The organism is Phocaeicola dorei (assembly GCF_013009555.1).
GTDB classification, from domain to species: domain Bacteria; phylum Bacteroidota; class Bacteroidia; order Bacteroidales; family Bacteroidaceae; genus Phocaeicola; species Phocaeicola dorei.
The window spans coordinates 1,446,179-1,458,892 of the sequence record NZ_CP046176.1 but is presented as its reverse complement, the minus strand read 5'-3'; the positions used below and the strand labels follow the sequence as shown (position 1 = coordinate 1,458,892).

The 12,714-nt window shown below is 50.3% G+C and carries 10 protein-coding genes; 3 read left to right on the top strand and 7 right to left on the bottom strand.

Annotated features, from left to right (window positions below):
• The first annotated feature begins 53 nt into the window (after nt 1–53).
• Nucleotides 54–1,460 (top strand): OmpA family protein, encoded by a 1,407-nt coding sequence (locus GKD17_RS05805; RefSeq protein ID WP_005816276.1) that lies wholly within the window; start codon nt 54–56, stop codon nt 1,458–1,460.
• A 140-nt stretch (nt 1,461–1,600) separates the two neighbouring features.
• On the opposite strand, the gene GKD17_RS05800 is transcribed toward GKD17_RS05805, so the two are convergent.
• On the bottom strand, nt 1,601–2,863 hold the full coding sequence (locus GKD17_RS05800) for an ATP-binding protein (RefSeq protein WP_005816273.1): 1,263 nt from the start codon (nt 2,861–2,863) through the stop codon (nt 1,601–1,603).
• A gap of 394 nt (nt 2,864–3,257) precedes the next feature.
• Here GKD17_RS05800 and GKD17_RS05795 point away from each other — a divergent pair, with 394 nt between their 5' ends.
• Both GKD17_RS05795 and GKD17_RS05790 read left to right on the top strand, forming a co-directional pair.
• Nucleotides 3,258–3,551 (top strand): hypothetical protein, encoded by a 294-nt coding sequence (locus GKD17_RS05795; protein WP_005816271.1) that lies wholly within the window; start codon nt 3,258–3,260, stop codon nt 3,549–3,551.
• A gap of 2 nt (nt 3,552–3,553) precedes the next feature.
• The gene (locus tag GKD17_RS05790) at nt 3,554–3,919 is read left to right on the top strand and encodes a DUF2958 domain-containing protein (protein ID WP_005816269.1); all 366 of its coding nucleotides are present in this window, start codon (nt 3,554–3,556) and stop codon (nt 3,917–3,919) included.
• 106 nt (nt 3,920–4,025) lie between these two features.
• On the opposite strand, the gene GKD17_RS05785 is transcribed toward GKD17_RS05790, so the two are convergent.
• From GKD17_RS05785 to GKD17_RS05760, 6 genes are all read right to left on the bottom strand, one after another.
• Nucleotides 4,026–5,948: a zincin-like metallopeptidase domain-containing protein gene (locus GKD17_RS05785; RefSeq protein ID WP_005816267.1), complete on the bottom strand. Its 1,923-nt coding sequence runs from the start codon at nt 5,946–5,948 to the stop codon at nt 4,026–4,028.
• 6 nt (nt 5,949–5,954) lie between these two features.
• On the bottom strand, nt 5,955–6,560 hold the full coding sequence (locus GKD17_RS05780; protein WP_005816265.1) for a hypothetical protein: 606 nt from the start codon (nt 6,558–6,560) through the stop codon (nt 5,955–5,957).
• Between the two features lie 72 nt (nt 6,561–6,632).
• On the bottom strand, nt 6,633–6,815 hold the full coding sequence (locus tag GKD17_RS05775; protein WP_005816263.1) for a hypothetical protein: 183 nt from the start codon (nt 6,813–6,815) through the stop codon (nt 6,633–6,635).
• Nucleotides 6,812–8,368, bottom strand: a complete 1,557-nt coding sequence (locus tag GKD17_RS05770; protein ID WP_005816260.1) for a glucosaminidase domain-containing protein — start codon at nt 8,366–8,368, stop codon at nt 6,812–6,814. Before GKD17_RS05770 ends, GKD17_RS05775 begins: the two co-directional genes overlap by 4 nt.
• A gap of 4 nt (nt 8,369–8,372) precedes the next feature.
• On the bottom strand, nt 8,373–10,829 hold the full coding sequence (locus tag GKD17_RS05765) for a MutS N-terminal domain-containing protein (RefSeq protein WP_005816257.1): 2,457 nt from the start codon (nt 10,827–10,829) through the stop codon (nt 8,373–8,375).
• An 82-nt stretch (nt 10,830–10,911) separates the two neighbouring features.
• Complete coding sequence (locus GKD17_RS05760) at nt 10,912–12,711, bottom strand: hypothetical protein (RefSeq protein WP_005816255.1); 1,800 nt, start codon at nt 12,709–12,711, stop codon at nt 10,912–10,914.
• Nucleotides 12,712–12,714: the final 3 nt, after the last annotated feature.

Sequence of the window (12,714 nt, the reverse complement as noted above, 5' to 3'; positions counted from 1 at the left end):
CGGCACTGTCACGTATCACCTGTTATAGTATTCACCAGATTAAATTGAACAACATGAGAAAAATACTTATTCTATCCCTTGGCTTCGCCCTTTCATTGGGTGCGCAAGCCAAAGACTATCACCGCACGGCGGACACCACCACCGTTGTATGCAGACTTTCGGCAGACGGTATGCTTCGTCCGCTTAAACCTTCCTACATGAAAGGGGCATTGGTAGCTTCGCCATGGACGGACAACTGGTTTGTCCAAGCGGCAGGAGGAACTACGGTCTTCCTCGGCAAACCGCTCGGATGCAACGACCTATTCGGTCGCATGAAACCGGCATTCTCCGTGTCGATCGGCAAATGGTTCACACCTTCCGTCGGCGGTCGTCTGAACTATGGCGGTATGCAGTTCAACGACTGCAACAACTCCTCGCAGGACTACCAGTACCTGCGTGCTGATTTCATGTGGAATGTCCTCGGCAACCTCTACAAGGACGATGTACACACTCTTGCCAGATGGAGTGTCATTCCATACGTGGGCGTGGGTATGCTGCACAACAAGGTGAATGCCCACAAGCCCTTTGCCATTTCCTACGGCATACAGGGGCAGTATCATCTCTCCCCACGCATTGCTGTTACGGCAGAGATAGGCAACATGACCACCATGCAGGATTTTGACGGCTATGGCAAGGCACACCGCCTTGGCGACCATCTGCTGTCCGCATCCCTCGGCCTCTCTGTCCGCATCGGCAAGACTGGCTGGAAGCGAGTGATAGACGCTCGCCCGTACATCGCACAGAACGAATGGCTTTCGGCATACGCCTCATCCCTTTCTGACAGCAACAGCCGCTATCACGCCCAGCACGATCGAGATTGTCAGACTCTGGAGCAGCTGCGCAAGATTCTTGCCATCGAGGGACTTCTGGACAAGTACGGCCACCTCTTTTCTGACGATGCCGCTTCTTCCGTCACAAATGGCTATCCTCGAAACGACTACAGCGGTCTCAACTCGCTGCGTGCAAGAATGAGAGACAAGTATGGTAATGGTCAAAAGACAAAGGTCATGGAGTCCGCCTCTTGTACAGAAGAATATGGCAATGCTGAAGGTGAGCCGGAAGACGATTACCTATCGCTCATCCACTCAGGAAAGGCTTGCATAGGTGCGCCCATCTATTTCTTCTTTGAACTTGGCACTGACAGGTTGCTCAACAGGTCACAGCTCGTCAATCTCGACGAAGTAGCACGCATCGCCAAGAAATATGGCTTGAAAGTTAAGGTCATCGGCGCTGCCGACAGTGCCACAGGCAGTGAAGCCATCAATGATAACCTCAGCCGTTCCCGTGCCAGATTCATTGCAGAGGAACTGATGAAACGTGGTATGGAAAATGGCACCATCTCTCAGATTTTCGATGGCGGCATTGACGATTACTCGCCCAATGAGGCGAACCGCCATACCAGAATCCTGCTGTATCTATAGCCAGACATACAGCTCCGAACAAGAGCACTAAAACTTTTTTTTCATTGATAAATTTTAGAAAGGGAGGGCTTGTCCGTGATGGATAGGCCCTCCCTTAATCATATATGTATTAACGCATATTCTATGCGCATATCTTTTTTTTATCCGTGTTTCTCAGTACTTGACCAGTCAAGCAGGAAGTCATATATACTCATTATCTGTATGCCGTTTTCGTCGCTCCACTGCTTGGTATGTTCTCCCACGATCAGCAGTTTGCGGAAAGAGTCATCTACAAGACGCAACGACCGTTTCTCCTGTTCCATCTTTTCTGCATCGGGCATACGCCACGCCGACTGGATGTAGATCCGCTCGCTCCCTTTGTTGCAGACAAAATCCACTTCCAATGTCACCCTCTGCTGCTTTCCTTCCGTATTCCTCACTCGATGATAGACGTTACCCACATCCACGAGCCATCCTCGCATACGCATCTCATTGTAGATGACGTTCTCCATGATATGTGTCGGCTCGCTCTGACGGAACGACAGAATAGCATTCCTCAGACCTACGTCCTGGTAATAATACTTGGACAACGAACCTATGTATTTCCGTCCTTTGATGTCGAACCTTTCGGATTTTTCGATAAGGAAAGCATCCTGCATATATTCCAGATAAGCCGACACTGTCTTGTCGGTTATGCTCTGCACATTGCTTACGGACTTGAACGTATTGGCTATATTCAGTGCATTGACAGGTGCTCCTATACTGGATGCTACGGTCTTCGACAATTCTTCAAATTCAGGTCTCAGTTCTATGTTGTTCCGCTCGTAGATGTCACGTAGATATACCGTGCGATAAAGGCGACGCAGGAAATCAGCCTTCTTCTCATCCCCAACCTGTGTAAGTAGTTGCGGCAAACCTCCGTACAGTCTGTATTCAGCCCAACCGTCTTCTTTCGAACCATCATACACCGTCATGAACTCCTTGAAGGATAGTGGCCACACATGTATCTCGTCACCTCTGCCTCGGAATTCCGTCACCAGGTCAGAGGACAGGAAACGCGAGTTGGAGCCTGTGACATACACATCCGCCCCTTCGGTAACTGACAAGGAAGAGAGCACCTCTACAAAGTCTTCCACCTCCTGCACCTCGTCGATGATGATATAATAAGTCTCATAGTCAATCATCATCTTTTCCACCCAGTCCAACAGGTAGTCCGGGTTCTTGAACTCTCTGTTCTTCCTACTCTCCATGTCGATGACGAGAATATGGTCTTCTCTCACGCCCTCATCCAATAGATGCTGATGAAAGAGTTTCTTCAGAAGGAACGACTTGCCTGAACGTCGCAATCCTGTGATTATCTTTATGAGCCCGTTGTTCTTTGAACGGCTCAACTGTTCTATGTATCTATATCTGTTTACTATCATATTTTACGAAAAACTGTCACTTGTGACACTTTTTCGGAGGCAAAGTTATATATTTTATCCTAAATCAAAGAAAGAAATAAAGAAAAATGCACTAAAAATCAATGATTTTCCTGTTTTGTAGTGTCTATTCCACTTGCCGATGCCCATTTTTCTTTGCAAAGTTACTGCCCGGGCGAATGGTCAAGTACCGCCATGCTAACAGGCAGAGGACTGAACGACAGCTTTCCGCAAATCAAAGATTTGGGTATTTCATTAACTCCTCCGTCTGTTTTCTTGCCTTATCGCCCTCATTCCGCAGTCTTTTGATGCACGAAAAATCAGTTCCCGACAAGAGGAGCCGAAAGGCTTCAAAAGGAGGGAAGAAAAACAAGTTGAACAAATAATTTCTTTGCGTATGGAATTACACAGATTATCAGAAAACGAGCAGGCATTTGTCGAGTGCTTCTCACGGTTCGTAAACGGTCAGATGGGGTCAGCCGCCAAGGTAGGCAATGCCCTTGCAGATGACCATCGCTATCTTATCAACGAAAAGGGCAAGGTGGTGTTTGCCTTCTTGGAACGCCTTGCCAACGACTATCAAAAAGGTCGTTATGACCAGCGTGACGAGTGGGTGTGCCGATTGGCAGCAGAGGCCATCGAACACCTTGTAGAGAACAGAATGTATTACAGAACACTTAACAACGATTGACTATGGCAAGCAGATTGATTACACCCGTATTGGAGGAGATACTGAAATCCTATCCTCTGTATTCACAGGACGGCAAAGGCAAGGATGCCGTTTGTGTGGCAATATTCTTCATCGGACACGTCCGTTGGTTCGTACTTGAAGGACAGCCGGAAGGTAACGACACCACGTTGTTCACCATCGTATGCGGTCTGCATGAAACGGAGTATGGCTATACCTCCGTCAATGAAATGGAGAGCGTAAAGGTGGATGGCTCCAAATATGGAGTGGACGAGATATTTCAAGTGGAGCAGTTGGACGGCTTCAAGCCGGTGAAACTGAAGAGCATTCCAGACGAGGATTTACAAGCATTCCTTCATAATATGGAATGACCCCAAATTAAATCAGCCGCAGGGACATTACTCCTTGCGGCTGACTATTGTTAGTACCTACTATGAGTAGTAAAGCCTACGATTAGTATATACTACGATACTACTCTCATCTTCGGAAAGCGGACTTGGCAACGTGCTCCTCTTGTACCTCTTCCTTCTGGTACTCCTCCATGTCAAGCAGTTGCTCATACGCAGAGCTGATGTTTGCGTCCATAGAATGGTTGTGGCTGAAAGGGAAGGTATGCTTCACAGAGAGTCCTGCATTGGTCACAGTCCCCACATCCAGGCTATCCTTATCCTTGTTATATTGCAGGTTCAGCAAACCACCATTCGGCATTTGGAATATCGGCATTTTTCGCTGCGCCAATTCCGAAAACTCTTCGGCGGTCATCTCCCTCGCCACAGCCTTCACGTCCTCACTGGCACGTCCTATGCCATAGCGAGTGATATGGTCACGCACTTCTTGCTCCGTATGCTTCAGGAACACCTCATACGTACCGCCGACACTCCCGTTATAGACCACTGCAAAGTCCTTGTCCTCTATTAGCAGGTCATCGCCTCTGTTCTGGCACGGCTTCCTGTAGGTCTGCTCCTCGTCCATGCCGTTCCCGTCATAGTATTCCTTGGCAAGCGTCAGCAGTCCTTGATAGTCACCTTTCTCCTTTAGCTTATCCAGTTCCGATGTGTCATCCGTTGATTGGAGATAGGCGATGGAGGCATAATAGACGTTTTCTTTCGATTGTGAAGGCTCTGTCAGGCTTTTGTACTGGGCAAAAGCCTCCTGATAATTGGTGTCAAGGTCTTTGCCGTGGTCGTAAGGAACAGAGAGTTTCACTTCCAGACCGTTACTCGTCGGCACAGCAATCTTTACAGAGTCCTCCTTCTCATGATGCTGGATATATACAGCAGAACCATTATATGCCAAGACTGCATGGTCGCCGTCATCTATGGATAGATAACTTTTCCCTTGCCCGTTTTCCTGCTCAGCCTTTTTCTCCTGGTCTATCTCCATAGCAATCTTGTCGATATGCTGCGTGAGCATTGAGGTAGCTTTTTTCACATCGAGTAGCGTGGTCTTGATGAACTGCGGCGACTCCTTCAGCGAATCCAGCCAAGACTTCAAATAGGCAGCCGAATCTCCTTTCAGATGCTTTGTCATGCCATACCGCTGAGCGGTCAGCGCAGCCGTCAGTTCTGCCACCAGTTCCTCGCGTGCATACTCTGCCGAGCCGAAGGTAGCGGGCTTGATGCGGTCTAACTGTCCCTCCGCACCCGTGGAGTGTCCCATCTCGTGGAAAAGGTTCGAGTAGAAAGACTCCCCATCCTTGAACTGCCTTTTCTCAGGCATCACAATCTCATTCTTGCTGATGGAGAAATAGGCGGAATCACCGAACATCGGTTTGATGGGACATATCCAACGGTTGTCCGCTATCATCCTATCCACGGGTTCAAAGGCAAACTGCTCGTCCTTCTCTACCTTGGGCATCGAGTATTCCTGTTCCAGTTTCTCCCAAAACTCTGGTCTGACCTCCTTCAGGTTGGTCTGCGCCACATTGAAGACATGGTAAGTCTGAAGCTTTGGATATACATTGTACTTTTCGCGCTCTTCCTGAGAGAGCAGTTTGTAGTCCTCCCACTTGATGTGTTCCTTTGTTTCCTTATTGACCACCGTAAACGTGGTGAGCATCACGGGGAAAGAATGCTCACCTTTCAGTACTGACACACGGGGCTTCTGTTCCTCGTCTTTCTTGCCAGTTTTGTTAAACTGCTGTATGCGGTCGAAGGTACAGAAGCGAGGAATCTTGTAACCCTCCTTCTCGCAATGCAGGAGCAACATCATAGCGTTCATGCCATTATATTCTCGTCCGTTCAGGTTTTTCGGCCATTGCAACGCACCTTCAGTAAACCAGGGCTTTTTCCATCCGTCTTTGCCCGACAGCGACTGAATACGCTCAATCATCATATCGGCAAACAGGTCGAGTGCCTTGTCTTCGGCACTCGGACCTTCCTTAGCATAAGGCTTTCCCATAGTCAATTAACCATTATAGGGCTGCGGAACATATTCGCTCATTTCAGACACTCGGCAGGAGAAGTCCAGTTTGTCATTGAAGACACTGACAGACAATGCCCCTTTGATGTTCGCTTTCACGCCTGGTTGCAGCCATGCCTCGCATTTGCCATCGAATAGGAAGAAACTTACCCAGATGTATTCAAATCCGTCCTGTACTTTCTCTGCGCTGAAAGCGGAGAACTGGCAGTACGGCACACCATTCTTGTCCGTCTTGTCCTCAATGCTCTTGCCCACCTTGCCGCGGAACTCCATCACGCCCTTGATGCAGTCCTCTGCCTCGTCAGGCTGGTGGCTGATGCTGCTTGCCGACAGGTTGAAATAAAGGACATCGCCCCATTTTCTTGGTACCAATACACCGGCTACCTCAATGCGTTCGCCGATGTTGCAGCTGCCCACCTCCGTCAGTGTCCCATCTTTGATGACCGACACCTCGATGGTCTTGTTAATCCCGCTCTTCGCTGGAATGACTACGTTCATGGCAAAGCTCACGAATGCCTTGCCCTCCTTGTTCGTGCGGCAGGTCGCAGCCTTGCTGACCGTTCCGCACACTGTTACATTACATTTGATCATTGCTCGATACTATTTGAATTATACATATCCATCGTCCAAGTGAAATGTCTTAGCAATGACAATAATCTCTTTTCAATCATCATATACTAGCGCACGTATCAGTTCATAGACTATCCACGCTGCTATGATAAGTTGGAAGCCGAGATAGATGATGGCCACGGTCTGACCGAAAAGCCATTGGGTAAGCATGAAGTGTCCTGCCACAGCTACCATACCCACCAGCAATGTACACAGATGACTTGCTATCCTTTTCATTTCCTTTGCAGATTTTGTTGTTGACTCTCAGCCTCCATCCCTTGCTCGAAGTTCTGCGAAGCCTGCTGTGTCGCCACGATGCCTGTCACCATTCCCGCAATCTTCGTCCGTTTGCTTTCTTCCGACAGATTGGCATTGCCCAAAATGAGCGACAGGCGGTTCATCTCCGAGGAGGTCAGTTCACGGTCAATCTTCACCGTACCGCTCTCTGCATGAAGCACAGTCTTGCCGTTCTCACCCACAGTAATGGTGCATTGCCTCATGCCTGGAACAAGCGAGGTCAAATCTACGAGCCGGTTGGCTGCCATGGCAGAGATAAGTCCTTTTTGTCGTTCCTCATCATTGCTGTCAATCTGCGCTGCCAACATCATCAGCGACATGAAGGTGGTCATCGCCATGTCGAGTATAGGGTCATTCGTTCCCGAAATGCCCACGCCGCTGTCCTCCGAGGAAAGGATTTTCTTCATCCAGTCCTCCGACGAAACCTTCTGCTCCTGTGGCGCATTGCTCTTGTATTTTGCCAACAGGTCATTGCCGTTATGCAGGGCCTGTAGCTTGATGTTGCCTTTCTGTCCGATTTCTGCCAGATAAGCGGCTGGATCCATATCCCTTTTTGAGCCGTCAGCCGATACACTCTTCACTCCGAAATGCAGATGCTCGCCAGTGGTTCTGGTGCCGGTATTTCCCGACACCCCCAACTTCTGACTGGCATTAACCACGTCACCTACCTTTACTGCTATGTCAGACAGATGCAGGTAGGAGCATTGCACCTTGCTGCCATCCTCACGGCTGTATTCCACGGTGACGGATTTCCCTCCTGCCGTGTTCGCATTATGGTTCACCGCCACCACCTTGCCGCCGTTCTCCGTGGCCAACACCGCCTCATGGTTCGTCTTGATGTCAATGCCCTTGTGCATCTGCTGCTTGGTGGCATCCATCGGATCCTGGCGATTGCCGAAAGGCGAGGTGATGAAGAGAAACTCCTCTCGCTCCACAGGAAAGGAATACCCGGCAGACTGCGGTACATGGGCAGCAGGCATTTCTCTACGAGGATTATTCTCCACCCCGAACGACCGACCTTCTGCCCGCATCTCAGCCATCACCTCACTGTCATACTTGTCCAGTCCGTTGGCTTCAATGATGCGCTGCAGACTTGCAGCATAACCGCCGCCCGTGGCATAGCCGGCACGCTCAATGCCCTTCGTCCATCCCTTGTAGTCGTCAGGCGACAGCGTGAAGCACTGCGCATAACGCTTGTTCTGCTTCAGGAACTGCGAGTGATGCTCATAACTGTCACCCACGCTTTTGTACTTACAGAATTTCTCGTTGGGCCTATCATCCGTATAGACTCCATACTCTCCGCCATTCTTCAACCACGATGCCGTAGCCTTGATGCCAAAGTGGTTGTTGCATTCGCGCGACAGTTGGCTCTGTCCGTTGCTGCTCTCCAGTATGGCTTGCGCCAAGATGACGGAGGCAGGAATCCCATACATCCGCATCTGTTCTTTGGCTTCCTCCGCATATTGTGCGGCATACGCTGCGTTCTTTCCCATAAGCCTATCTCCTTAGACTGGTGTGTTGTTCTGTTTCTTGACTTTCCTGTGCCATCTGCTTTCCTGTCTCTTTTCCAGGTGACACCATCTCCGTAATTCCACGCTTCGATGATGTTGTCTGCTTCGGCATTTCCAACTGGTCACAGATGGCCACCCGTTCACCAGCACGAATGAGCTTCGGCAGATAGGTGTCGAGGGCATGATATGGGAATCCTGCCATTGCCAACGGCTTGCCTTCATCATCCTTGCGCCCATTGCTCTTTGTCAGCGTAATACCCAATATTTTGGATGCCTTCACCGCATCATCCTTGTAGGTCTCATAGAAGTCACCGCAGCGAAACAAAAGAATGGCATCAGGATGCTTCTTCTTCAAGTCAAGATATTGTTGGACAAGGGGAGAGACAGCAGCCTTGACAGCCTTTTCATCCTTCTTTTCTTCTTTCTTTTCCTCTTGTTTCTTCTCTTCCCTTTGTTCAGAGCTTTTATCTTCCTTAAGTACCACTTCCTTCTGTTCATCATGCTTATCGACAATTGCCGTCTCCGCTTGCTTCACCTCCGTCGCTTCTTCCTGCTTCTCTTGTGTACTTTGCTCGACATTGTTGTCTTTCTGCAATACATCAGCAAACAGCGAGGCGGCAAGGTTCTGCTTGTAGGAATCCCTGTCAGGAGCCACCCACAATCGTTGCCATTGTGACGGACTGACACTTCTCGGCTGCAACTTCTTGCCGTCAATAGTGGCTGCACACAGGCATTCGCCCGATTTGGCACGGAATACTGCCACACGCTGGATGCGGTTCAAATCAACCTCCTGCTCATTACCTCCGAAGATGTCCACCTTCAGGTCGGGTTTCGCCTCTGCCATAGCATAATACTTCTGTGCCAGTTCCTCACGCACACGCTCGATGTTGTCCATCGACTGCTTCAAGGTGGTGAAGAAATGATTGAGGTCTCCTTTGTCGGGATAGACGGCAAAGCCCTCCTTACCTTCGGGCTTGATGTACAATGCCCACCGCTCCTTGTCATCCTTTACCAACTGCACATTGTCGAAACCGATGTCACGGCTGTGGGTTACGGCCTCAGAAGCATCCAACGAGGATAGGTCTTCGATAGACCAGTTGCGCAGTCTTGATACCGTGATTTTCTTGTCGGCGAAATAACTGTCGTCGGGACGGAAGCCCAAGGCTCCGTCGGGATTGTAGAAACGCACGTTGTCATAACCCTCTTTCTGCAAGGCATTGGTGAAGCGTTGCTTGTTCATGCCCTTGATCTCGTTGTTCACCTCCAACGATGCACCCTGTGGCAGCACCACATCGGCGGTCTTGCTGGCATCATCACGCACGATGACCACAGTACGCTGCTCCTCGTTGGGATGCTGCTTGATTTCGTCTGCTACGAAGTAGTGGTTGGGCAACTGCACCTGTATCTGCGCCGTCTCTCGCTGATGCTGGTCGGTGGCATACTCCACCTTTTCACCCAGTTCGGCTTTCTTCAACACCTTCAGCGCACCGTTCACCTCACTCTCGATGGCATCAATCAGACAAGGGTCTTCCTTCAGTTCCCTCGTCCAATAGTCCACCATGCTAAGGCTGTCCTTTGACAGACGGGCAGGCAGTCCCAGTTCGAGCATCTTCACGCCCGAAGCTATCTCAGTGATGAGTCGTTCCTTCTTCACGGCATCCTCCGACGGGGCTTTGCCGTTCTTCATGACCATGCCCTCACGTGCCAACCGCTGCTGATGACCGGTGGCAGACACCAACTGACGCATCATCTCCTGTACATAGTCATTGTAGTGCTCGAAGTCACGCTGCCGTGGCAGGTAGATGACATCCTTCTCGGTGTCGTAGTGCGCCACACCCGTGCCGTCCTGACGTACATTCACGAGGTTGTCCTTCATCTTCTGAAGGAATCCGTTGACGCACCCATGCAGCTGCTTGTCCTCCTTGTCGCCATAACCTCTATCCTCCACCGTGCCATCCTTCTTCAATGCCGTAGTGTAGGCTGTTTCGTTAGCCATAGGCAGTAGCGTCTGGTCGATATTGAACAGCACACGGATCTCACGGTTTTTCACTCCCTTGTACTGCTGTTTGTCCTGTTCCGACAGTTCTGCGTATGCCTCCTTGGTGATGACATCGTCGGGATTGTTGCGGTTGACGTACTTATTCCAATTGTAATACAGGAACGGCACACCTTTCTCATGCTCCCTCACGCTCTCACCCCGTGCCTTCGCTTCGGAGAACTGCGTAAACAGATTGCTCTTGCAACCCTTGGCATCGGAGTCAAGGGCAAGGACAAGGGCATTGAACGGACTGACCGAAAAGCCCTTGGGATAGAGCTTCGGATAGAGTTTGCCGCTTGCATTCAACCAATGTCCCTTGGCATCCACCGCACTCGTCAGTGCCTCAGTGAGCAGCGACACCTGCTTCTCCGCCGTCCGCTTCTCAAATTCTGATTTCTCTTTCATGCTTTTATCTTTTTGTTTATCTCAATCACATTCTATAATTGGCTTACCAAGCCACCGTTCCCGACAATTTTGTTGTCGGGCTTCACTGTATTCCCCTCGGTCGCACCACGCTCTCCCGTGCCTGCTCTTCGTACTGCATTGCTGCCATCTGTCGCATCTGGTCGTTCTTGGCAAGTATGGCGTTAGCCAATGTATTCAGCGGCAATGCCCCCGACTGATGCGCCCCAATCACACTGTCAGGCAGTTGAATGGTACAAGGCACATGGTCAATGTTGGCAACGAGACACCGCCCTTGCAGCATCGGGTTGCTGATACGAGGATTGAGTGGTTCATCAGGATATTGGCGGTACTGAATGCGAGATGCAGCAGGACTAACTGTAGGTGCAATGCCTTCCTGCTGTTTCCTGCCCAGCACCTCATGTCCCGCTTTGTTGAGCAGATTGGCACCTCCCATACCCATCAACAGCATCTTCAGTATAGGATTCTTCACGAACATTCCAGCCACGATAGAGGCCAAAGGAAGGAGGCTATTGTCCATATTCAGCGATTTTGTCTTGCCAGTGAACAGTCCCACCAGTACATCGGGCAGCATCGCCAACACATAACCAAGGTTCTTGCCGATGTCTGAAAAGCCGTTCAGTCCAAAACTCTGCAACAGCCCGTCCCATCCATTTTCGTTTGTTTGTAAGGCTGTTTCCTCCTGCTGGACTACAGATGGTGTTGCCTCTTCAGTCGATGAATCAGGAGTTTCTTTCGGTTCTGCCTTCTTCTCCTTCTCAGCCTCTGCATCCAGTCTCGCCTTAACCTCCAGATACTCGTCTTCCTGTCCAGGCGCAACTATCAAGGGCACATCCTTGTACTTGCCTGTACGTTTGGTTGCTTCGTTTCTCTGAGGGTCAAGGAACGTACCTTTGTTCCAAGGAAAAGAGGTCTGCTCGGTTTGTTTCGTCCAATCCATAAAAGTGATATTGCTCGTGGGAATCTTGTTCTTGAAATGGCTGTTGGTAGCCTTGATATAGCTGTTCTCGTGGTTCTTGATGACTTTTGCCTGTTTGCGGAATGAGGCGAAGACGTTGGTGCCCGTACCGAAAACTCCCTTGCTGATACACTCCTCGACACAGACCTCTTGGCTGCTGCCTTTCTTGCTTAGGTGCTCCATGCCGACATTCATCACCATATCGATACCGACAAACTTGGCGAAGGTTGCCCATGAGCCAATCCCTCCCATGGCCACGACATCGGCACCCGCTCCGGCTGCCCATCCCGCTGCCTTCTCTGTTCGAGAGGGCTTATAGGCTGCCTCTCCTTTGGCTTCTATCTCTGCGGCAAGGGGTGACTTGTTCAGTTCGTAGGGCAGACCGAACAGACTGCTTTGTGCCGCCTTGCGGATGATATAGTCGGCAGAAGATGTTGGCATACGGTCTTTCACCATTTTTTCTATCATCAGCTGCTCCATGCGGTGATCGATATAGGCGTATGCCAAATCACAACCGAGTTGTTTAGAGAGTGCATCGTACCGCTCTCGTCCTATCTCCGTCACCACCGCCTTGCGCCATTCCTCAGCCATCACGGCAAGGTCACGCTGCATATCCTTGTTGCCGACAATAGCCTCCTTGCACATCGCCAGATAGTCTTCGGTGGTCTTGCTGTTCCACTTGCCTGTAATCTTCAGCGTGGCGTATGGGTCATCACCAGGCATATTGGCAGTGGCCAATGAGCGTAGGATGCCAGCCGTACTGTTGGAGTAGGCTCGCATCTCGTCTGCCTGTCTGTTGGACAAGTCCCGTTGCACCCTGCCCATCACGGGGGCAAGGTGACACCCGAAGTAGTCGCCCATCAGACGCTCTATCTCTGCGAATCGCTGACTGTTCTTAACTGCCATATA

What these genes read in the sequence shown, in the direction of transcription:
- GKD17_RS05770 (WP_005816260.1), bottom strand. Translation starts at nt 8,368, where the DNA reads ATGGGAAAGAACGCAGCGTATGCCGCACAATATGCGGAGGAAGCCAAA.
- GKD17_RS05790 (WP_005816269.1), top strand. Translation starts at nt 3,554, where the DNA reads ATGGCAAGCAGATTGATTACACCCGTATTGGAGGAGATACTGAAATCC.
- GKD17_RS05800 (WP_005816273.1), bottom strand. Translation starts at nt 2,863, where the DNA reads ATGATAGTAAACAGATATAGATACATAGAACAGTTGAGCCGTTCAAAG.
- GKD17_RS05765 (WP_005816257.1), bottom strand. Translation starts at nt 10,829, where the DNA reads ATGAAAGAGAAATCAGAATTTGAGAAGCGGACGGCGGAGAAGCAGGTG.
- GKD17_RS05780 (WP_005816265.1), bottom strand. Translation starts at nt 6,560, where the DNA reads ATGATCAAATGTAATGTAACAGTGTGCGGAACGGTCAGCAAGGCTGCG.
- GKD17_RS05775 (WP_005816263.1), bottom strand. Translation starts at nt 6,815, where the DNA reads ATGAAAAGGATAGCAAGTCATCTGTGTACATTGCTGGTGGGTATGGTA.
- GKD17_RS05805 (WP_005816276.1), top strand. Translation starts at nt 54, where the DNA reads ATGAGAAAAATACTTATTCTATCCCTTGGCTTCGCCCTTTCATTGGGT.
- GKD17_RS05785 (WP_005816267.1), bottom strand. Translation starts at nt 5,948, where the DNA reads ATGGGAAAGCCTTATGCTAAGGAAGGTCCGAGTGCCGAAGACAAGGCA.
- GKD17_RS05760 (WP_005816255.1), bottom strand. Translation starts at nt 12,711, where the DNA reads ATGGCAGTTAAGAACAGTCAGCGATTCGCAGAGATAGAGCGTCTGATG.
- GKD17_RS05795 (WP_005816271.1), top strand. Translation starts at nt 3,258, where the DNA reads ATGGAATTACACAGATTATCAGAAAACGAGCAGGCATTTGTCGAGTGC.